Origin of the sequence: Salipiger aestuarii (assembly GCF_003259905.1) — a bacterium.
GTDB classification, from domain to species: Bacteria; Pseudomonadota; Alphaproteobacteria; order Rhodobacterales; family Rhodobacteraceae; genus Salipiger; species Salipiger aestuarii.
In genome coordinates this window covers 18,933-39,882 of the sequence record NZ_QLMG01000040.1, presented here as the reverse complement: position 1 = coordinate 39,882, position 20,950 = coordinate 18,933, and the positions used below count along the sequence as shown (strand labels likewise).

Annotated in this window: 21 protein-coding genes and 1 tRNA gene; 8 read left to right on the top strand and 14 right to left on the bottom strand. The window is 65.1% G+C overall.

Going from position 1 to position 20,950, the window contains the following annotated elements; genetic code table 11:
* The 3 genes from ATI53_RS17340 to ATI53_RS17330 form a co-directional block, all read right to left on the bottom strand.
* A partial coding sequence (locus ATI53_RS17340) for a transposase (RefSeq protein ID WP_170134607.1) occupies positions 1–246 on the bottom strand: 246 nt, incomplete at its 3' end.
* 197 nt (positions 247–443) lie between these two features.
* Positions 444–518, bottom strand: a tRNA-Asn gene (locus ATI53_RS17335).
* Positions 519–587: 69 nt separating this feature from the next.
* Entirely contained in the window at positions 588–1,511 is a 924-nt protein-coding gene (locus ATI53_RS17330) for an MBL fold metallo-hydrolase (RefSeq protein ID WP_009502526.1), read from the bottom strand.
* 43 nt (positions 1,512–1,554) lie between these two features.
* On the opposite strand from ATI53_RS17330, the gene ATI53_RS17325 reads away from it, so the two are divergent.
* Positions 1,555–2,832 carry an ATP-binding protein gene (locus ATI53_RS17325; protein WP_111550973.1) on the top strand — a complete coding sequence of 426 codons (1,278 nt, stop codon included), beginning with the start codon at positions 1,555–1,557 and terminating at the stop codon, positions 2,830–2,832.
* A 395-nt stretch (positions 2,833–3,227) separates the two neighbouring features.
* Here ATI53_RS17325 and ATI53_RS17320 read toward each other — a convergent pair whose 3' ends face one another.
* Positions 3,228–3,542 (bottom strand): DUF1476 domain-containing protein, encoded by a 315-nt coding sequence (locus ATI53_RS17320; RefSeq protein ID WP_009502529.1) that lies wholly within the window; start codon positions 3,540–3,542, stop codon positions 3,228–3,230.
* Between the two features lie 160 nt (positions 3,543–3,702).
* Here ATI53_RS17320 and purC point away from each other — a divergent pair, with 160 nt between their 5' ends.
* The 6 genes from purC to ATI53_RS17290 all read left to right on the top strand — a co-directional run bounded on the left by purC (position 3,703) and on the right by ATI53_RS17290 (position 10,842).
* A complete protein-coding gene (gene purC / locus ATI53_RS17315; protein ID WP_009502530.1) occupies positions 3,703–4,464 on the top strand; it encodes a phosphoribosylaminoimidazolesuccinocarboxamide synthase in 762 nt (253 codons plus the stop codon).
* A gap of 87 nt (positions 4,465–4,551) precedes the next feature.
* Positions 4,552–4,782, top strand: coding sequence for a phosphoribosylformylglycinamidine synthase subunit PurS (purS, locus tag ATI53_RS17310; RefSeq protein ID WP_009502531.1), 231 nt, complete (start codon positions 4,552–4,554; stop codon positions 4,780–4,782).
* 111 nt (positions 4,783–4,893) lie between these two features.
* Positions 4,894–6,792, top strand: coding sequence for a methyl-accepting chemotaxis protein (locus ATI53_RS17305; protein WP_009502532.1), 1,899 nt, complete (start codon positions 4,894–4,896; stop codon positions 6,790–6,792).
* Positions 6,793–6,992: 200 nt separating this feature from the next.
* A complete protein-coding gene (gene purQ, locus ATI53_RS17300) occupies positions 6,993–7,661 on the top strand; it encodes a phosphoribosylformylglycinamidine synthase subunit PurQ (protein WP_009502533.1) in 669 nt (222 codons plus the stop codon).
* A 37-nt stretch (positions 7,662–7,698) separates the two neighbouring features.
* Positions 7,699–9,465 (top strand): sensor histidine kinase, encoded by a 1,767-nt coding sequence (locus ATI53_RS17295; RefSeq protein WP_051989435.1) that lies wholly within the window; start codon positions 7,699–7,701, stop codon positions 9,463–9,465.
* A gap of 42 nt (positions 9,466–9,507) precedes the next feature.
* Positions 9,508–10,842, top strand: coding sequence for a sigma-54-dependent transcriptional regulator (locus ATI53_RS17290; RefSeq protein WP_009502535.1), 1,335 nt, complete (start codon positions 9,508–9,510; stop codon positions 10,840–10,842).
* A 38-nt stretch (positions 10,843–10,880) separates the two neighbouring features.
* On the opposite strand, the gene ATI53_RS17285 is transcribed toward ATI53_RS17290, so the two are convergent.
* The 9 genes from ATI53_RS17285 to hydA all read right to left on the bottom strand — a co-directional run bounded on the left by ATI53_RS17285 (position 10,881) and on the right by hydA (position 19,087).
* The gene (locus ATI53_RS17285; RefSeq protein ID WP_083840547.1) at positions 10,881–11,279 is read right to left on the bottom strand and encodes a calcium-binding protein; all 399 of its coding nucleotides are present in this window, start codon (positions 11,277–11,279) and stop codon (positions 10,881–10,883) included.
* Positions 11,195–11,398, bottom strand: coding sequence for a hypothetical protein (locus ATI53_RS24475; protein WP_170134606.1), 204 nt, complete (start codon positions 11,396–11,398; stop codon positions 11,195–11,197). The genes ATI53_RS17285 and ATI53_RS24475 overlap by 85 nt, the downstream gene beginning before the upstream one ends.
* Positions 11,310–11,999: a hypothetical protein gene (locus tag ATI53_RS24240; RefSeq protein WP_276613127.1), complete on the bottom strand. Its 690-nt coding sequence runs from the start codon at positions 11,997–11,999 to the stop codon at positions 11,310–11,312. Before ATI53_RS24240 ends, ATI53_RS24475 begins: the two co-directional genes overlap by 89 nt.
* Positions 12,000–12,539: 540 nt before the next feature.
* Positions 12,540–13,883: an amidase gene (locus ATI53_RS17265; RefSeq protein ID WP_009502538.1), complete on the bottom strand. Its 1,344-nt coding sequence runs from the start codon at positions 13,881–13,883 to the stop codon at positions 12,540–12,542.
* Positions 13,880–15,181, bottom strand: a complete 1,302-nt coding sequence (locus tag ATI53_RS17260; protein WP_111550970.1) for a TRAP transporter large permease — start codon at positions 15,179–15,181, stop codon at positions 13,880–13,882. The genes ATI53_RS17265 and ATI53_RS17260 overlap by 4 nt, the downstream gene beginning before the upstream one ends.
* 1 nt (position 15,182) lies before the next feature.
* Positions 15,183–15,737, bottom strand: coding sequence for a TRAP transporter small permease subunit (locus tag ATI53_RS17255; RefSeq protein ID WP_009502540.1), 555 nt, complete (start codon positions 15,735–15,737; stop codon positions 15,183–15,185).
* Positions 15,738–15,867: 130 nt separating this feature from the next.
* Positions 15,868–16,899: a TRAP transporter substrate-binding protein gene (locus ATI53_RS17250; RefSeq protein WP_009502541.1), complete on the bottom strand. Its 1,032-nt coding sequence runs from the start codon at positions 16,897–16,899 to the stop codon at positions 15,868–15,870.
* Positions 16,900–16,928: 29 nt separating this feature from the next.
* Positions 16,929–17,696, bottom strand: a complete 768-nt coding sequence (locus ATI53_RS17245; protein WP_111550969.1) for a maleate cis-trans isomerase family protein — start codon at positions 17,694–17,696, stop codon at positions 16,929–16,931.
* Entirely contained in the window at positions 17,693–19,087 is a 1,395-nt protein-coding gene (gene hydA / locus ATI53_RS17240; protein ID WP_111550968.1) for a dihydropyrimidinase, read from the bottom strand. Before hydA ends, ATI53_RS17245 begins: the two co-directional genes overlap by 4 nt.
* A 164-nt stretch (positions 19,088–19,251) precedes the next feature.
* Between hydA and ATI53_RS17235 the strand changes: the two genes are divergently transcribed.
* Positions 19,252–20,199 (top strand): LysR family transcriptional regulator, encoded by a 948-nt coding sequence (locus ATI53_RS17235; RefSeq protein WP_111550967.1) that lies wholly within the window; start codon positions 19,252–19,254, stop codon positions 20,197–20,199.
* On the opposite strand, the gene ATI53_RS17230 is transcribed toward ATI53_RS17235, so the two are convergent.
* Entirely contained in the window at positions 20,180–20,905 is a 726-nt protein-coding gene (locus ATI53_RS17230) for a hydratase (protein WP_111550966.1), read from the bottom strand. The two genes, ATI53_RS17235 and ATI53_RS17230, sit on opposite strands and share 20 nt — an antisense overlap.
* Between the last annotated feature and the right edge of the window lie 45 nt (positions 20,906–20,950).

Genomic DNA, 20,950 nt, shown 5'->3' with positions numbered 1-20,950 from the left:
CACGGCCAGCTCCCCGATCTTGGCGTGGAGTTCCTTCACCTGCTCCTCATCGATCTCGGGCTTCTTGCGGCCGCCGCGTTCAAACATGCCGGAGGCGCCCTCAAGGAGCGCACGTTTCCATTGATGGATCATCGTCGGATGCACCCCGAACCGGCTCGCCAGCTCGGCCGCGGTTTCCTCGCCCTTCAGGGCTTCCAGCGCGACCTTCGCCTTAAATTCAGGCGCATGTTGTTTGCGTTTCGACATCTCTGATCTCATTCTCGTCGAAGATCAGCAGACTGCAAATCGTAGCTTACGTCACTGTCCGAATTTCGGGGGGTAGCTCAGTCTCCTACAACGCGACGCGAACGACCGAAAGCGTCGCGCGTTGCAAAATCGTTGCAAAAACGAAAAAAGGCGAACCCGAGGGTTCGCCCATTTTTCTTAACTATCAAGTAGTTAATTGGCTCCGGCGGTAGGGATCGAACCTACGACCAATTGATTAACAGTCAACTGCTCTACCGCTGAGCTACGCCGGAACACGAGGGGGCTTTTAGCAACCGATATTGTCCCCGTCCAGAGGCTTTTCCCACATTCTTTCAGCTTTCTCAAAGTTTGGTGAAACTCAGAGAAAATCGGGGGTTTTCATCGGTGTCGCCCGAAGACGTCACATGGTTGCGGGCCTGAAGATCCAGCAGATGGGCAAGAACATTCCGGGCGGCGGCGGGGACAAGCGATGCCGGGACGCCGGAGTAGATTCGCCCGACAAGCTCCGGGGCGGTGCCATCGGACAGGTGCAGGGCGTCGAGGATCTGGGTTTCGCGGGACCGGCGATGCGCCACCAGGTCCGACAGGCGATCGGCCGTTTCGGTGATCGGGGCGCCGTGGCCGGGATAAAAGACCGACCAGCGGCTTTGTGACAGCCGGTCGAGCGCCGCCATATAATCGGACATGTCGCCGTCCGGAGGGGAAACCAGAGAACTCGCCCAGCCCATCACCAGATCGCCGGAAAACAGCGCGTCCTGCCAGGCAAAGCTCAGATGATTTCCGAAATGCCCTGGCGTATGCAGGGCTTGCAGTGTCCAGTCGGCGCCGGACACGGTCTCGCCGTCGGCGAGTATCACATCGGGGACAAAGCCGTGATCGGTGCCTTCGCCGCCGCCTGAAAGCCCCGCATCAACAAGCCGCGCCATCCTTTCCGAGCGTCCCGCAACGGCGTCGCCAAACGCGCAAACCGGCGCGTTGGTCGCCTGCGACAGGCGCCGCGACAGGGGGGAATGGTCAAGATGCGCGTGAGTCACAAGGATCGCGCGCACCGCTGCGCCGCCGATTGCCGACAGGATCGCGTCGAGATGGCCGTCATGGTCGGGACCGGGGTCGATCACCGCTATGTCCGTATCCCCGACAAGATAGGTGTTGGTGCCGCGGAATGTCATCGCGGACGGGTTCGGCGCCAGAATGCGGCGCAAACCGGGGGCGAGGTCTACGGGGTCACCGGGCACGGGGGCAAATTCGGGTTGCGGGTCTTGCATCGGTTTGTCTTTCTGTCAGCCATTCGTTGCAAAGGGTACATGGATGTTCCTCTGGCTCAAATCCTATTTGCCGCGCGGTCTTTACGGTCGGGCTGCGCTGATCCTGCTGTTGCCGGTGGTGACGTTGCAGCTGGTGGTGTCGGTGGTCTTTATCCAGCGCCATTTCGAAGGGGTCTCAAGGCAGATGAGTCGCGATCTTGCGCGAGAGATCCGGCTTGTGCTGAACGACCCCGCGTTGGCGGTTCCGCTGGACCTGAAGCTGCGCGAGGTTACGGCGGGCGAGGTGCCGGAGGCCGATCAGCGGCGCTGGTACGATTTTTCGGGGCTGGTCGTGGTGCGCACGCTGCGCGACGCGGTGCCGGGCATCGAGCGCACGCTCTTGCCCGACGACAATGATGTGACGCTGTATCTGCGCGATGGCGACCGGCAGGTCGAGATGGCTTTTCCGCGGCGCAGGGCGTCACCCACCAACGCGCATCAGCTGTTTGTGAACATGATGGTGTTTGGCGTGCTGATGACCGTGATCGCGTTTTTGTATCTGCGCAACCAGCTGCGTCCGATCAAGCGGCTGGCGGCGGCGGCAGAGGCATTCGGGAGGGGGCGCAGCGTGCCTTATTCTCCGGCGGGCGCGGTCGAGGTGCGGGCGGCGGGGGGCGCTTTTCTGGACATGCGCAACCGGATCGAACGCCATATCGAACAGCGCACGCTGATGCTGTCGGGGGTCAGTCACGACCTGCGCACGCCGCTGACCCGGCTGCGGCTGGGGGTGTCGATGCTGGACGATGACGACCGCGCGCCGCTGGAGCGGGACGTCGAAGAAATGCAGGAGCTGATCGACACGTTTCTGGATTTCGCGCGCGGCGACAGCCAGGCGGGTGTGGCCGAGCTGGTCGATCCCGCGGCCTTTGTGGCGGGGCTTGTCGAAGATGCACAGCGGGCGGGAAAGCGGGTGACGCTGCGCGAGATCGAGGGTCACGGAGAGGTGATGCTCAAGCCCGGTGCCATGCGCCGGGCAATCGAAAATCTTGTCGGAAACGCGGTGCGGTACGGAACGCACTGCGAGGTGTCGGTGGCGCTCACTGACCGCAGCCTGCGGTTCCGGGTCGAGGATGACGGCCCCGGAATAGCACCCGAACAAAGGGGCGACGCGCTGCGCCCCTTTGTTCGGCTTGATCCGGCACGCAATCAGGACAAGGGGTCGGGTGTCGGCCTTGGGCTGGCAATCGCGGCGGACATCGCGCGGGCGCATGGCGGGGTGCTGCGGCTGGGCGAAAGCGCCGCGCTTGGGGGGCTGCGCGCCGACATCGTCATCGCGCGCTAGGGCCGGGGCGCGTGTTGTGGGCGGGTCTCGGTATTTTGCGACAAATTTGATCGTTTCGCCACAAACCGGACGGTTTCCGGCCCGATTGTCGCGCCGTCCCGGAGGGACATCATGGGGCGACGGCGCGGCTCTTCGGCGGCGCGCCGGGCTCACGTTGCTTACCGGAGGTGTGGCGGCGTTGCTCGCCATTCGGGGGTCGGCTCTCTCCGGCTTCGGCTTGCCGGCCTTTCCGGTCGGGCTTTGTGCCCACCGGAAAGGTCGGGCTTTGTGCCCACCGGAAAGGTCGGGCTTTGTGCCCACCGGAAAGGTCGGGCTTTGTGCCCACCGGAAAGATCGTGCCGGGCCCGCGACCCGATCACCTCGGCAGAACCGGCCGTGCACCGCAAAAGCCGGTGTCAGCCTTCCAGCAAAACCTGGCCGCGGGCTTCGACCAGCAGTTCGGCACGGCGGGCGCGGATCGCGTCGGGGTCGGCCTTGCCGGTCAGGTCGCTGGCCAGTTTGCGCACCACGTCCTCGTGCCCGGCCTCCTGGAAATCGGCCTTCACGACCTCGCGCGCGTAGGCATCGGCGCTGTCGCCCGACTTTCCGAGCAGTTGCGCCGCCCACAGACCCAGCAACCTGTTGCAGCGGGCCTCGGCCCGGAATGCCAGTTCCTCATCATGGATGAACTTGTTTTCGAAAGCCGTTTCGCGATCGTCAAAGGTGGACATTGCACTCACTCCCCCATGCGCTGAATACCTGCTCCGATGATATTCCGGGCCTGGTCGGTCCTGCAACAGAAACCGCGCGCTTGCGACCCGACGAGGCATGATTTATAGGCCACGCAGGACGCGGGGTGTGATCCCTGCCGGTCCGCCTGAAAGGAGTCCCATGGCACGCCGCAAGAAGATCTACGAAGGCAAGGCAAAGATCCTTTATGAAGGACCCGAGCCGGGGACCATCGTGCAGTACTTCAAGGACGATGCGACCGCGTTCAACGCCCAGAAAAAGGACGTGATCGAGGGCAAGGGCGTGCTGAACAACCGCCTGTCGGAATTCTTCATGACCGGGCTGAACAACATCGGCGTGCCGACGCATTTCCTGAAACGGCTCAACATGCGCGAACAGCTTGTGCGCGCTTGCGAAATCGTGCCGCTGGAAATCATCGTGCGCAACTTTGCCGCGGGCAGCCTGGCGACCCGCCTGGGGATCGAAGAGGGCACGCCGCTGCCGCGTCCCATCGTGGAATATTGCTACAAGGACGACAAGCTGGGCGACCCGCTGGTGACCGAGGAACACATCGCCGCCTTTGGCTGGGCCAGCCAGCAGGACATGGATGACATCCTCAGCCTGTCGCTGCGGGTCAACGATTTCCTGTCCGGTCTGATGTACGGTGTCGGCATCAAGCTGGTCGATTTCAAGATCGAGATCGGCCGTGTTTACGATGGCGATTTCCAGCGTCTTATCATCGCGGATGAAATCTCGCCCGATTCCATGCGCCTGTGGGACATCGAGACCGGGCAGAAGCTGGACAAGGACGTGTTCCGCCGTGATCTTGGCTCGCTGACCGACGCTTATACCGAAGTGGCGCAGCGCCTGGGCGTCATGCCCAAGCAGGCGACGCATCTGGGCAAGCCCAAACTTATCAACTGACGGCACGGCGTCCGCTGCGGGCGTGGCGGCGACCATATGCGAAACGACAAGGGGCAGGGGCGCCTTGCAGGAAACGGAGAAAGTGCCATGAAGGCTCGGGTTCATGTGATGCTGAAGGATGGCGTTCTCGATCCGCAGGGCGAGGCGGTGCGCCATGCGCTGCTTGGCCTGGGGTTCGGCACGGTGGGCGGTGTGCGCCAGGGCAAGGTGATCGAACTTGACCTGGCCGACGGTGCGACCGAGGCGGATGTGACCGAAATGTGCGAAAAACTTCTCGCGAACACGGTGATCGAAAGCTATTCCATCCAAATGTCCTGACCCAGCGGCATCTTAGGAAGTTTTTCATAAGGCAGGCGCTACAAACATTTCGAAACCGCATTTCGGAGTGTCTTCATGGTCTTGTCAAAAATATCGTTGAAGGCTCGCCTGGTGCTGAGCCTTTCTGCGCTGCTAGTAATCACCTCGACCGCTCTTGTCGGCTTTTTCGTGTGGGAAACGCGCAATTCCCTCGTGCAATCCGCGCAAGAGCGGCAGGATACGTCGCTGCGGATCCTTGTCGATCAGTTTTCCAGCCAGTTTCCCGGGATCACCGCGACGCAGGATGACGCGGGCCGCATTGATCAGGTGCAGTGGCCGTCGTTGCCGGAAATCAGCGGGCACGGGCTGATCGATCGGGTTGGCGCCATTTCCGGTGAAACCGCGACATTGTTCGGCTGGGTCCCCGAAGAGGGCGACTTCATCCGCATGACCACCAATATCATCAAGCCCGACGGCAACCGCGCCGTGGGCACATGGCTTGGCACGGCAAATCCGGTCCATGCCGCCATGCTGCGCAAAGAGACCTTTCGCGGAGAGGCGGTGATTCTCGGCAAGCCCTATTTCACCATCTACGAGCCGATCACCAATGCCGCGGGCGAGGTGGTCGGCATTTTCTATGTCGGGGTCGATAAATCCAAGGTGAACGCCGAACTCATTTCGTCAGTCACGGTTGGTGTGGCATTTACGCTGTTCGCGGCCGCGCTCGGCATTGCCTTGATGCTGTTGGTTCTGTCGCGCAGCCTCGGGCCGCTCTGGACACTGTGCGGGCGTCTTGAGCAGATGGCGAACGGTGACCTTGATCTGGATGTGCCGAGTCTGAACCGCAAGGATGAGATTGGCGTGACTGCCCGTGTCATCGAAGAATTCCGCCAGAAACTCGCCGCCTCGCGCGATCTCGAAGCGCAGGTCAAAGTACGTCGCGCGGCACAAGATCGCGCTGTGGCGGCGCTGCGTGCCGGGCTCGAACGCCTGGCGCACCGCGATCTGGGCGCCCGGATCGAGGTTCCCGACGGATTCGTCTTTCCGCCCGAATACGAAGCCTTGCGCGACGATTTCGACACCGGGGTGCGCAGCCTCGCCGAAGCCATGCGCGAGGTTTCCACCGTCACGGATGCGGTGCGCGGCGCCGCAGAAGAGATCGGATCGACCTCGGACGATCTGGCGCGCCGTGTCGAAGATCAGGCCGCGACCCTCGAAAGATCGGCGGCGCAGCTTGACGCCCTGGCCGGCACAAGCACAAAAATCGCTGGCGATGCCGCGTCGGCGGATACGCTGGCCGGGCGCAGCCGGGAACTGTCGCACCAGTCCGAACAGGTGCTGCGTCAGGCGATTGCGGCGATTACCCGCATCGAACAGGCCGCAGGTCAGATCAACCAGATCGTCACGGCCATCGACGATATTTCCTTTCAGACCAACCTGCTTGCGCTGAACGCCGGTGTCGAGGCGGCGCGCGCCGGCGAAGCCGGGCGGGGGTTCGCCGTTGTGGCCTCCGAAGTGCGCAGTCTTGCGCAAACCGCGGCGGAAGCGGCACAGGAAATCAAGCATCTGATCCGCGCCTCCAACGACGAGGTGCGCGAAGGCGCGACCCTCGTGCAAAAGACCGGCTCCACGCTTGGCGAACTGATCGCGCAGGTCAACGAATTGGGAACGCTGATCTCCGATATCTCGTCGTCGGTCCAGACGCAGACCAAAGGCCTGGGCGAAATCAACGAGGGAGTACAGCGGCTTGAGGGCATGACCCAGCACAACGCCGCGGTGGTCGAAGAACTGAACGCCTCGGGGCAGGGCCTGAACGCCGAGGCGCACCGTCTTTCCGACACGGTCGCAGTTTTCACCGGAGGGGCACTTTCGGTCCGCAGACCGTTGGCGCCCGCTGTTCAAGCTCCTCGGCGGGCACCGGCAACCGAACAGACGTCCTCCGGCTGGGATACCGTGCGGCCGACTCCCGCGCCACCTGCGCCGAAAAAAGCCGCAATCGGCACAGAAGATGGCGTATGGGAGGATTTCTGAACCCGGCTCCGGCCGCCCTGAGCCCGTCCGATCCGAGGTGGATTGAAATCCAGCCGGAAAGTCGGTAAGGGGCGGACAGTTCCCGACGGTCCAACCGCGATGAGTCGCCTGGGGCCGTTCAGATTGCCCAGCCTCAGGCGCGGTCCGTCGGCTGCGTCCAAAACAGCCCCGAGAAACCCCTCGGCCACCGGAGAACGCCCATGAAAGCCGCCGTCATCGTCTTCCCCGGATCCAACTGCGATCGCGACCTTGCCGAAGGCTTTCGCAAGGCGGGCCTTGAGGTCCAGCGCGTCTGGCACAAGGACACGGCTCTGCCCGAAGGCATCGACATCGTTGGCATTCCCGGTGGTTTTTCCTTTGGCGACTACCTGCGGTGCGGGGCGATTGCCGCCAATTCGCCCATATGCCGCGAGGTCAAGGTCCACGCGGATCGCGGCGGTTATGTCCTTGGTGTCTGCAACGGCTTTCAGGTGCTGACGGAAACGCGCATCCTGCCAGGGGCCTTGCTGCGCAACGCCGGGCTTAAATACATCTGCCGGTCGGTCGGGCTGACCGTCACCGAAAGCCAGTCGGTGTTCACGCGCAGCTATGACGCGGGCGAGACGATCCGTATCCCCATCGCCCATCACGATGGCAATTACACCGCCGACACCGCCACGCTGGATCTGCTTGAAGCCGAAAACCGCGTGGCCTTTCGCTATACCGACAATCCGAACGGGTCCCATCGCGACATCGCGGGTATCCTTTCGGACAACCGCCGAGTGCTTGGCATGATGCCGCACCCGGAACGGGCCTGCGATCCGTCTCAGGGCAACGAGGACGGTGCGCGCCTTTTCGCCCATCTCGCCACCGAACTGGCAAGCGCGTGACTTGAGGCCACCGCCCGCGCGGCGTAATCTGCGCGGCATGGCCGACAGGACCCGGGATCAGATCTTGCGAACGAGACGTCAGGGACCGATTGGCTGGCGCATCAGGCTTGCATTGTTCGTGCTGGTCGCCCTTGCCGTTGCCACGATCTGGGTCACCAATCTGACCCTGACCGACAGGTTCACCGAATCCACCCGCAACCGGTCGGAGCTGCGGCTGGCGCTGTATTCCGGCAACCTTCTGTCGGAACTGCGCCGCAATGCCATCGTGCCGCAATTGCTTGCCCGCGACCCGGCGCTGATCGGCGCGCTCAATTCCGGCGATTTCAGCCAGTCCACGCAGCGGCTGATTTCCTATATCGACGAGATCGGCGCCGCGTCCCTGATGCTGCTTGATCGGGACGGGCGCACGGTCGCCGCCACCGACCGCAACCGGCTGGGCGAACAGCATCGCAACCTGCCGCATTTCGTCGACGCCCTTCGGTCCAATACCACTGTTTTCACCACGCAGCCGCGCGAATCCGGGGGCTACAGTTTCACCTACAGCCGGCGGGTGGAAAGCCAGAATTCGGTGATCGGCGTGATCGTTGTCGAGGTCGATCTGGCCAAGTTCGAACGCGCCTGGGCCGGGATCAGCGACGCGGTCGCCGTGCTTGACAGCTCTGGCACCATTGTGCTTGCGACCGAACCGCGCTGGCGCGGGCGCACGATGGACGAGGCGTTGGAACGCCAGTCCCCCGAAAGCGCCATCGAACGTGCCATCAAGGCCACCGCCGACTGGACCGCGCTGCCCCCCGATGCCTATCTGCGCGGCGAGGCGGTCATGCGGGTCGACGGGCGCATGCCGTTTCGCGGCTGGACCATGGCGACCTTTACCACCTATGCGTCGGTGCGCGAACGGGTGAACGCGGTTCTTGCGCTGGAAATCATGGGCTTTGCCCTTCTGGCGGCGCTGGCGTTCTATGCGCTCAGCCGCCGCACCGCCATTCGCATGGCTCTGTTCCAGCGGGAGTCGCTGGAATTGCGCCGGCTGAACGCGCGCCTTCAGCGCGAGATCGCAGAACGTGAAAAGGTGCAGAAAAGCCTGGCTTCGGCGGAACAGACGCTTGAACAAAGCTCGAAACTCGCTGCCCTGGGCGAAATGTCGGCGGCCGTCAGTCACGAGCTGAACCAGCCGCTGGCTGCGATGAAGACCTATCTGGCCGGTGCGCGTTTGCTGTTGCGGCGCAACCGTCCCGAAGAGGCGATGACCGCCTTTCATCGCATCGACGATCTGATCGAACGCATGGGCGCGATCACCCGTCAGCTGAAATCCTATGCCCGCAAGGGGCAGGACAAGCTTACGCCGGTCGATATGGCCGAAGCCCTTGCCGCGTCGTTGTCGATGATGGAACCCCAGCTCAAGGCGCGCCGGGTGCGGATCTCGAAGATCCTGCCGGAAAAGCCGATCCGTGTCATGGGCGACCGGATGCGCATCGAACAGGTTCTGGTGAACCTCTTGCGCAATGCCATCGACGCAACCAAATCCCGCGCACAGCCCCAGATCGAAATCATCCTGGCGGGGGGTGAGACGGCGGTGCTGTCGGTGCGCGACAACGGCCACGGCATCGAGGATTTCGACAGTCTGTTCGAACCGTTCTACACCACCAAGCAGCCCGGCGACGGCACCGGGCTGGGCCTGGCGATCAGTTCGGGGATCGTGTCGGATCTTGGCGGGCGGCTCACGGCGCGGAACGGATCCGAGGACGGAGCGGTTTTCGAAATGCAACTTCCCATCCTGAACGACGGGGTCCAGGCGGCACAATAGCCGCGCCCCCGTTCAGGCAGAGCGAAAAGGTGAAAGATCCAGATGACCAAGGCCATGAAAATCGCCATCGTGGACGACGAAAAGGACATGCGTCAATCCATCAGCCAGTGGCTGGCGCTGTCGGGCTATGACACCGAGACGTTTTCCAGCGCCGAAGAGGCGCTTGGCACGCTGGGCACGGAATACCCCGGCATCGTGATTTCCGACATCCGGATGCCCGGCATGGATGGCATCCAGTTTCTGCGCAAGCTGATGGGCAACGACAGCGCGCTTCCGGTCATCATGATCACCGGGCATGGCGACGTGCCGATGGCGGTCGAGGCGATGCGCATCGGCGCGTTCGATTTCCTTGAAAAGCCATTCAATCCCGACCGGATGTCCGATCTGGCGAAAAAGGCCACCAGCGCGCGCCGCCTGACGCTGGACAACCGCGCGCTGCGGCGCGAACTGTCCGATGGCAGCCAGATCATGAACAAGCTGATCGGCCAGAGCGGCGCGATGGAACGGCTGCGCGAAGACGTGCTCGACCTGGGTCAGGCCGACGGGCATGTGCTGATCGAGGGCGAGACAGGAACCGGAAAGACGCTGATCGCCCACGCTCTGCACGCCGTTGGCAGCCGCGCGGGCAAGAAATTCGTGCTGATTTCCTGCGCGGCGATGGATGAGGACGCGCTGCTGCGGCGTCTGTTCGGACCGATGCAACCCGAAGACAGCCGTCTTCCGGCGATGGAAGAGGCGCGCGGCGGCACGCTGGTGCTTGAGGACATCGAATTGTTGTCCGACAGCGCTCAGGCCCGTCTGCTCTCGACGATCAACGATCAGGGCAACCCGCCCGAAACGCGCATCGTGGCGATCTGCAACCTTCAGGACGAGGGGCGCACCTGCGAAACCGCGCTGCGCCCGGATCTGTATTTCCGTCTGGCCGCGCTGAAAATCACGGTGCCGCCACTGCGGGCGCGGGGCGAGGATATTCTGACGCTCTTCACCCGCTTTGCCGAAGGGTATTCGGATGAATACGGCTGCGATGCGCCCCAGGTTTCGGCGCAGGAGGCGGCGCAGCTGTTGCAGGCCCCCTGGCCGGGCAACGTGCGCCAACTGATCAATCTGGCCGAACGCGCGGTGCTGCAATCGCGGCGCGGGCAGGGCACCATCGCGTCGCTGTTGATGAACGATCACGAAGACATGCAGCCGGTGATGACGATCGAAGGCAAGCCGTTGAAGGAATACGTCGAGGCGTTCGAACGGATGCTGATCGACAACACCATGCGGCGCCACAAGGGGTCGATCTCGGCGGTGATGGACGAGCTGTGCCTGCCGCGGCGGACGCTGAACGAAAAGATGGCCAAATACGGCCTTCAGCGCGCCGACTACCTTTGACCGGATAAAGCCGGGCGCAACGGGGCGTCCGGCTTTATTCAAACGATCAGCATGTCAGACCCCAGCCCGTATGTGCTCGATACGCCGGTCAGCCACAGGGCGTTGCCCTCGCCGAAATCGAACAGGACGGCGCCGCCGAACGTTGTCGCGCAGTCCGCCAGCACGGCGGCCTCGTCAGTCCGGCCATCCGTCAGCAGCGACGAAAACACCAGCCTGTCCCGCCCGGCTTCGAAATCGTCGATCATATCCCGCCCGGACCCGGCTTCGGATACGAAGGTGTCGGCGTCCGCGCCGCCCGTCAGGCGGTCGGCGCCGTATCCTCCGAACAGCGTGTCATTGCCCGCGCCGCCCGTCACCGTATCGTCACCGCCATGCGCGAACAGGAAATCCGCGCCCGCCTTGCCGTAAAGCGCCTTTTCGGAACTGACCCCGTTGATCGTATCGTTGCCACTGCTCCCGGTGCCCCGTCAAGCCGGTCGGCCCCGAAGCCGCCGTAAATCGTGTCGCCGCCCGGTCCACCATAGGCAGTGTCCGCGCCCGCAAACGCAAACAGCAAATGCTGTTCGGCGTTGCCCCGCAGCAGGTTGTCGCCTTCGTTCCCGATGACGGTTGGCGGCGTCTGTGACGATGCCGCTGATGTCCTGCTTGCCAATCAGCACCAGGTTTTCGACGTTGGGCGCGACCGATTGCAGCGGCGGAGAGATCGCGGATCTGACCGTGTCGTTGCCATCCAGCGCCGTTTCGACAATCGCGTCGGACAGATCATCGACGAAATACACATCGTCGCCAGCGCCGCCGGTCATGCTGTCGGCGCCGCTGCCACCCTCCAGCGTGTCGTCGCCGGCCTGTCCGTAAAGCGTGTCATTCCCGCCCCCGCCCGGATTGCGGTATCGGCCTTGCTGGCGATCGCGGTGTCCGCGCCGCCGGTGGTGGATATGGTCACCCTGCTGTTGGTGTCCTCCCATCGGACCGTCCAGCCAAGCGTCTCCGGTGTGTCCGCTCTGCACCGCGTCCATGTCCAGATGCGCCAGGGTGTCGCGGGCATATTGCGGCCAGATGGCGTCATCCCAGGTCCAGTCATAGGACATGACCGTGTGGTTGTGGTTATCCAGCGCCGGGTCCAGCACCGTGCCGGCGAACGAATGCGCCAGCCCCATCGCATGGCCGATCTCATGCAGCGCGACGGTATAGGCCCAGCGTCCGGACTGTCAGTCCGTGTCCGACAGGTTGCCCAGCTCTTCGGTGATGACGACATGGCTGGTGGAACTGGTTCCCGTGCCGCTGTCCGGATAGTAGGCTCAGGAATAATCGCCGGTGCTGTCCTTTTGGCGGGAGTCATCGGCAAGGCGTGCCGGTATCCGGCCGCAAGGGCGTCAATTCACCCTTGGTGTGACGGGCATCCGCTGGGGTGCGGGGGCGGTGAATATGTCTGATTTTCACGAACTCGCCGCGATGCGGGGCATTTGGCCGGACGGTCGCGCCCTGGTTCCGATCAGGACCACGACCGGCATGGACAATCGCGCCAAAGGAAAGACCACTTCGGCGGCGATGGCCCCCCAGAAGGGTGCGCCGGCGCCATCGTCCCGCCGGATGTGATGCTGGTCGCGGCGAGCAGCGCCACCGTGACCGGCATCGCAAAGCGCATGCGCTGGGGCCGCCTGGCCCTTTGCATGGCATCGCGGCGCGTCGGGGGGACGTCAGTTGCGCGCCCGGCGATCCAGCGTCTGGGCAAGCGCCAGCAGCAGGTCCTCGCCCCCCCGGTCGGCGATCAGCTGCATGCCAACCGGCAGCCCCGCACCGTCGGTGCCCGCCGGAAAAGCCAGGCCGGGCAGACCGGCGGCGTTCACCCAGCCGGTATAGATCGCATGGCCGCGCGGGCCGACCGGATGGCCGTCGATGACGCGGGGAAAGGCCTGGTGCGCGGGCCAGGGCGGGGCGGCGGCGGTCGGCAACAGAATGGCGTCGTATCCCCACAACCCGCGCACCGCCTCGCGCAGGGCAAAGACGCGGCTCAGCGCGTCGTAGAGCGCGACCGCATCCTGCGCCGCGCCACGTTGCGCCATGTCACGGTATTTTGGGGCGGCCTCGGCCATGACCTGGGGGTCCTGAGCGGCCAGATGCGCCAGCCCGATTTCCACAATCCGGCCCCAGACCTCGTTCAACGGCCCAAGATCCAGCGGCAGCGCGCCATGCTCGACCCTGTGGCCCAGTCGCTCAAGCCCCACCGCAGTTTGGCCAAAAACCGCGCGGATGGCCGCATCGCAGGGCGCGCCATCAAGCCGTTCCACCGCAAGGATGCGCAGCGGCCGCGGATTGTCCCGCACGGATCGTTTCGCCAGGACCGCAAAGATCAGCGCAAGGTCGCGGGCCGACCGGGTGATCGGCCCCACGGTTTCGAAATCCAGCAGCACCTGAGGCAGCCCCGCGCCGCGCGCCACTGCTCCAAGCCCCGGTTTCAGCCCCCACAGCCCGGTATAGCCCGCAGGGCGGCGGATCGACCCGCCACCATCAGTGCCCAGCCCCGCGACCGCCATGCCCGCCGCCACCGCCGCCACAACGCCGCCCGACGACCCCCCCGGCGTCAGGTCGGTGTCGAAGGGGTTGCGCGTCGTGCCAAAGGTCAGGTTGTCGGTATAGCCCTCGACCGCGAACTCGGGCGTGTTGCCCTTGGCCAGAACGATGGCGCCCGCCGCGCGCAGGGCGGCGACCGGGCGTTCGTCTGCCGCGGGGATGCGGCGGTACAGCGCCGCATTGCCCCACGCGGCGGGCAGGCCGGCGGACACGAGGTTGTCCTTGACGATCACCGGAACCCCGTCAAGCGGCCCCGCGGGCGCCCCGTGCCGCCATCGGTCCCGCGCGGCGCGCGCCTGATCCAGCGCATCGCCCGCGCGGGAAGAACAGGCGTTCAGCACCGCATCCAGCCGGTCGATCCGGTCCAGATGCGCCTGCATCACCGCGACCGGGTCGGCCGAGCCGCTGCGAAACCGCTTCAGCAGCGCGACGGCGTCGGCCGGGGGGGGGCCCAGGTCGATCCGGCTCATCGTCCGATCGCCTCCGGCAGCCATGTGGCGATTGGCGGCCACAGAATCAAGGCCGAGGTGAACAGCAGCATCAGCACCGCATAGGGGACCGCCCCGGTGATGACGTCCGTGAACGGACCCTTGTCGCCACGCACCCCCTGTACCACATAAAGGTTCATGCCCACCGGCGGCGTGATCATGCCCAGTTCGCACATCAGCACCACGAAGATGCCGAACCAGACCGGATCGACCCCCGCCGCCACCACGATCGGCACCACGATCGGAATGGTCAGCACCTGCATCGACAGCACGTCCAAGAACATCCCCAGCACTACATAGAACAGCATCAGCGCAAACAGCAGCTCGACCGGAGTCAGCCCCAGCCCGGCCACCCAGGCCGACATCACCCCGGTGATTCCGCCCAGCGCCAGCGTCACGTTCAGCGTAAAGGCCGCCATGACGATCAGCAGGATCATGCCCGTCGTGCGCGCGGTCTTGCGAAAACACAGATCCAGAAAGGCGAATGTCAGCTTGCCCTCGTACCAGACGAACCCAAGCGCCACGATCACCGCCAGTGCCGCACTTTCGGTGGGCGTCGCGATGCCCAGATAGATCGACCCCATGACCACCGCGAATACGCTTGCCGCGGGCACCAGATGACGCAGCGCACGCAGCCGCACACCCAGCGGTACGGTGGCGTCTTCGAACGCGCCCCCCGGCGACAGGATGTCCTGCACCGCGATGAACAGCATGAACAGCAACGTCAGCGCGATGCCCGGCACGATGCCCGCGATGAACAACTGGCCGACCGATACGCTTGCCAGCGAACCGTAGACCAGCAGGTTCACCGACGGTGGGATCAGGATGCCCAGCGTACCGCCAGCGGCGAGCGAGCCCAGCGCGCGCGCGGGTTCGTAGGCGCGTTCGGTCAGCGCGGGAAGGGCGACGGTACCGACCGTGGCAGCCGTGGCGACTGACGACCCCGAGGTGGCCGCGAACAGCGAACAGCACCCGATATTGGTGTGCAGCAATCCCCCCGGAAGACGCCCCAGCCACAACGCCAACGCGCCGTACAGGCGGTCGGCCAGCCCCGAGCGCAACAGCAGCTCGCCCAGCAGGATGAACAGCGGAATGGCCGTCAGAACCGGCTCGTTCGACGTCCCCCACAGCACCGGCCCCATGCTTGTCAGCAGCACCGGACCGTACAGGATCATGCCGCCCGCGACACCCATCAGAACCATCACGCCCGCCACCGGCAGACCGGCCAGCAAAAGGCCCATCATCACCGCGAAGCCGACGAAAACGTCGAAAATGCCCATGCTAGCGGTCCCTCAGCTGGTCGAGCTCTTCGCTCAACTCGTCTTCGGCGGATTTTGGATTGAATTCGGCGGCCAGCGCGCGGTGCTGCCCGCTCAGAAACAGCCGGCTGGCGCGCGCGACCATGGCGAACGAGCACAGCGCAAAACCCGCCAGCCCCGCGTACCACGCCGCTTGCGGCCAGATCAGCGGCGTGCGCCAGGGCGTGGCGGCGGTCGAGCCGTAGGCCATCGTGTCGGAAATCACGAACCAGCCCACATACAGGAAAAACGCCCCCAACGCGCCAAGCACGATCACCGACAGCCAGTCCACCAACGCCTGAACCCGTACGGGAAACCGCGTGTGCAGCACATCGATGCGAATGTGCGCCCGGTCGATCATCGCCACGATGAACGACAGCGACGCACCAAGCGCCAGCATGTAGCCCCCCAATTCGTCCGCGCCCTGAAGCGAGGTGTTGAACAGCTTTCGCAGCAGCGTCTCAAGCGCGACGAAGGCGGACAGAAACAGCAACGCCCATCCGAACAGACGGCTGACCCAGGTGGCAAGACGGTCCAAGGGGCTCTCCTCAAGCTGTGGCGGGGGGCGGCCCGCAATATCGTCGGGTGCGGGGCAGCGTCCGGCCCGCGCTGCCCCATGTGCCGTATACGGCATTCGGACGCCTGCCTTGCCGCGTGCGGCAGGCGGGTTACATGCCGCGCGCCGTGCCCACGGTGCCCATCCAGGCATCCGAACAGCCGGGGTTGGTGGCATCGCACACCTCTTTCCATGCCGGAAAGGACACGTTCGCAACGGCGGTGCCGACGAGCGCCTTGTCGGCCTCGGTCGGGGCAACGAGGGTCAGATCGTAGAGGGTGCCCGTCTCGCAAGGCTCAGCGCCGGTGTTGCAGTTCACCGCATCGTCGAACAGCTCTTCGGAATAATTCCAGATGCGGTCGGTCAGCGCGTCAAAACCGGCCTGCATCCTGTCCTGCTGATCGGGCGTCAGGCCGTTCCAGGTGTCAAGGTTGATGCCATAGCCGTTCATCGCCAGCTGGAACGCAATGGGCATGGTGTAGGAGCTGACCTCGGGCCAGCCGGCGGAATTGGCCGAAGACGGCCCCGTGATGGCGCAATCGACCACGCCGCGCGCCAGCGATTGCTGCACCTCGGGAAAGCCGATCGGCACGGGCGTGCCGCCCACAAGGCTGACAAATTCCGCAAGGTTCTGGTCATAGACCCGGACCTTCAGCCCCTTGAGATCGGCCAATGAGGTAATTTCGGGTTCGCAGAACAGCACCTGCGGACCGAACGGCCAGACGCCCAGCAGCTTGGTGTTGAACCTGGCCTGAAGTTGCGCATCCACGACCGGGGCAAAGGCCGCGACCGTCTCGCGCCCGGTGGCATAGTCGGGGTTCAGCCCGACGAGATCCAGCCCCAGGATTGTGGGTTCGTCGCGCGACACCTGGCTCAGCCGCAGCGAGACGATGTCGAACAGCCCGCCCTTGAGGATGCGCAGCTGCTCGGTGTCCTTGATGCCGGTCACATCGACAGGCTGATAGTCTGCGGCAAATCCGTCAAGCCCGGTTTGCACGGCGAAGTTTTCAAAGAACGGCTGTTCGACGTTCTTCTGGATCAGCCCGGTTGCGACGGGCTGGCCCATCACGCGCAGGGTCTGGGCGGCGGCGGGCATCGACAGGACGGCCAGTGCCGCGGCGCCGGTTGCAATCTGGCGGATCATGGATGTCTCCTTGTTGAGGTCTCTGGGGGTCAGGTCTGGTTGACGGGGGCGATGGTGGCCACGCGCTGGAACACGCTGCCCCAGCCCGTGACACGGGCCGGATCCAGCCCCACCTTGCGCAGGGTGTGGGCGGCCGTGACGGCGACGGAATCGATCACCGGGATGCCGGTTGCGTCCTCGATGCGTGCGGCGATGGGCGCGCCGCGAAAGTTCGTGCAGACGATGGCGATGGCATCGGGGCGGGCCTTCGCCACGCGGGCGGCCATTTCGGCGACCCGGTCGGGCGGGTAGCTGGCAAAGCTGTAGTTATCGGTCTCGTCCAGGCGGACGGCGCCGACGACGTCGATGCCCTGCGCGGCATAATTCGCGATCATGCGGCGTTCGATGTCACCGACATAGGGTGTCACCAGCCCCAGCCGGCGCACGCCAAGACCGCGCATCAGCCCGTCATAGGCCAGCATGGTCGACGTCGCGGCGACGCCGGTGCGTTCGGTGATCGCGGCGCATAGCGCGCGGTCCTTGTCCATCCCCAGCCAGCTTGCCGACGTGCCGTTCCAGGCGATGACATGGGGGTGCGCCTCGGCCAGCCGCTCGGCCGCGTCAAGGATCGGGTCCAGCGAGAATTGCGACTGTGACGCCTCGGACATGGAAATCTCGACCACCCGGAAGCGCCCGAAATGCGCGCTTGCCGCGTCGCCGAATGGCGCCAGCATGGCCGAGGTATAGGGTTCCAGAACCGTGTTGGACGACGGCGTCAGCATGCCGATGCGGCACGGATCAAGCGGGCGATGGGTCATGCCGTCACCGCGGCGCAGGCGCGGGCGATGTGCCGGCCCTCGGGGGGGCCGACGGGCGCGCCGTCCAGCATGACGGTGCGCCCGCGCAGGATGGTGCGCACGGGCCAGCCGGTGACCTCGAACCCTTCCCAGGGCGTGTAATCCGCGCCGTGGTGCAGGGCGGCCTGGGTGATGGCGCGCCGGGCCCGCGGGTCCCACAGGACGATGTCCGCATCCTTGCCGATCGCGATGGCCCCCTTGTGTTCCAGACCGTAGATGCGGGCGTGGTTGGTGGCGGTCAGCGCGGCAAAGGTGGTGAGCGACATGCGCCCCTTGCTGACACCTTCGGAAAACAGGATTGGCAGCCGCGTTTCGACCCCCGGAATGCCGTTGGGGATATTGCGGAACGCGGCGCGCGCGCCGGGCGCATCCTTGCCGGCGGAATCTGCAAAGCGGAACGGGCAGTGATCGGACGAGAACACATCGAACGCGCCCTGATCCAGCCCCGCCCAGATCGCCCCCTGTTCGTCGGTGTCGCGCGGCGGCGGTGAACAGACCCACTTGGCCCCTTCGAACCCGGCACGATCCAGATCGTCCGCCGTCAGCGTGATGTATTGCGGGCAGGTTTCGGCAAAGACGCGCACGCCGCGCCCCCGCGCGCGGCGGATTTCATCCAGCGCGGCACCGTTGGACACATGCACGATCATCACCGGCACATCCGCGATCTCAGCCAGGGCGGTGGCGCGGTGCGTGGCCTCGCGTTCGACCGGGATGGGGCGGGTGCGGGCGTGATGCACCGGGGCGATGTCGCCCGCCCGTTCTGCCTTGTCGCGCAGAAATTCTATGGCGTCCTCGTTTTCCGCGTGCACCATGGTCAGCGCGCCGTGGGCGCGGGCCACATCCATCACCTGAAGGATTTCGGCATCGCTCAACCGCATGCCCTGATAGGTCATGAAGACCTTGAAGCTGGTCAATCCCTGCGCGATCAGCGCCGGCAGATCCTGGCCCAGCGTCACCGGATCGGTCGCGGTGACGATCAGGTGAAAGGACACGTCGGTCAGGCACTGTCCGTTGGCTTTGGCGCGATAGGCGGCGACCGCCTCGCGCAGGGTCTGGCCGCCTTCGGGCAGGCAAAAGGGCATGACGGTGGTGTTGCCGCCGCATGCCGCCGCGCGGGTGGCCGAGGCGAAATCGTCCGCCATTTCGATCCCCGGGCCCGACGGCTGGGCGATATGCACATGGCTGTCGATCCCGCCGGGCATCGCGATCAGCCCCGCCGCGTCGATCACCTGATCGCCCGTCAACCCGGTGCCAAGCGTCGCGATGCGCCCGCCAAGCACGCCGATGTCGCAGGTCGCAACGCTGCTGCCCGATACCACGCGCGCGCCGCGTATCACCAGATCCAGCGTCATGGGCGGGCGATCCCGATAGCCAGGCTGAGGGGGGCGTCTGTCATGGGGCGTGCCTTGGATCATGCGTCATGTCACCAAGCGTAGCGACGCGAAGAATTGCCAGCCATGACAAAATGGGTAATCCTGCGTTCTCGAATCGAGAATGCAATCAAGGCGCATACCGCATGAATTTTCATCTCGTTCCGCGCCCGTTGCTGTATGTCGAGGCGGTCGCCGAACACGGGTCGGTTCAGGCGGCATCGCGCGCGCTGGGAATCGCTGCCTCTGCCATCGACCGCCATATCAAGGCGCTCGAAGAGGTGAACCGCGCGCCCCTGTTCGAACGCCTGCACCGGGGGATGCGCCCGACCGCCGCAGGCGAGGCGGTTGTCGTGCTGGCCCGCCGCTGGCGTTCCGATTCCGAACGCCTGGAAACCGAGTTGCAGGAAATGCGCGGTCAGGAAGGCGGCAGCGTGCGGCTGGCGGCGATGGACAGTCTGGCCAATGGTGTGCTTGTGGATCTGCACCGCTGGCTCCGCGCCGCCCATCCCAACATCCGCCTGACCGTGGACATCATGGCCCCCGCCGACGCCGCGCGCGAACTGGACGACGGCACGGTCGAGGTCGCCATGGCGTTCAACCTGCCGCGTCTGCGCCACCAGCATGTCATCTGGGCGGGCAAGCTGCGCTTTGGCTGCATCGTCGCGCCGGGCCATGCGCTGGCCGAGGCGCGGGAAACCTCGCTCGCGCGGGTGAACGGCCATGCGCTGGTCTCGCAAAGCGCGATTTTGCCCACACGCCAATATCTCGATAATCGCTACGGGTGGTTCTTCGCCGAAAACGCGCCGGTGCTTGCGTCCAATTCGCTGCAATTGCTCAAGGGCGCGCTGCGGCAGGGGGACGTGGCGATGATCTCGTCGGAACTTGACGCGCTGCCGGAAATCGGGCGGGGCGAGCTGCTGTTCGTGCCGCTGAAGGACAAGGGGCTGGAGGCGCCGACGATCTCGGTGGTGATCGACGGGCGGCGGCCGCTGTCACGCGCTGCGCGGATGGTATCGGAATACCTTGTCTCGCACACCCAGGACCGGCTGGCCGAGGCGCGCGCGGTCGCCCCTAGCCCAGATGACAGCTGATCGGCCCGAAACCGTCGATCCGGCCCGCCACTTCGGTGCCGCCCGGAAAATACGACAGCCCCGAAATCGACCCGGTGATGACAACCTGACCGACCTGCAAGCCGCCACAATGCGCCCCTACATGGGTGCACAGCAGCGACAAGCTGCCTAGCGCGGACCCGCCGGGCACCGACACGGGGCCGTCGACCACCACCGTGTCGCCGCAGGTCAGCGTGGCGTCAAGCGTGCCGAAATCGCTGCCGTCCCAATCGTCGAGGACCGGCCCAAGGATCACCCCTTCGTTCATCTGCATGTCGGCGAGTTTCAGCAAGGCGTCGTCTTCGGCCCCGCTCAGACGGCTGTCGACCAGTTCCAGAACGATGCGCGGGCGAAAGCAGCGCAGCGGGTCGGCGGCGGCGTCGGGGACGGTGTTGGGGGCGGCGATCACTTCGAACCCGATTTCAAGCTCGATTCCCATGGTATCGCGCACCGGCACGCGCGCGCCCGATTGCCAGGTTTGCGCGGACAGGATCGGAGCCATCGAAGGCGCGCCCTCGGGACGGGCGCCAACCTTGAACCCGCTGACAGGCCCCAGCCGGCGTTGCACGCGCGACTGGATTTCAAGCGCCGCGTCGTAGTCGGGGGTCGGCACCGTGGCGGCGTCGATGCGCGTCTTGCGCCGTCGGGCGTCCAGAAAGGCCGCTGTCACCGTCTCGATCATGCCCATGCGCGCCGCCTCCTGAAGATCTGCAGCGGGCAGAATGTCAGCGGG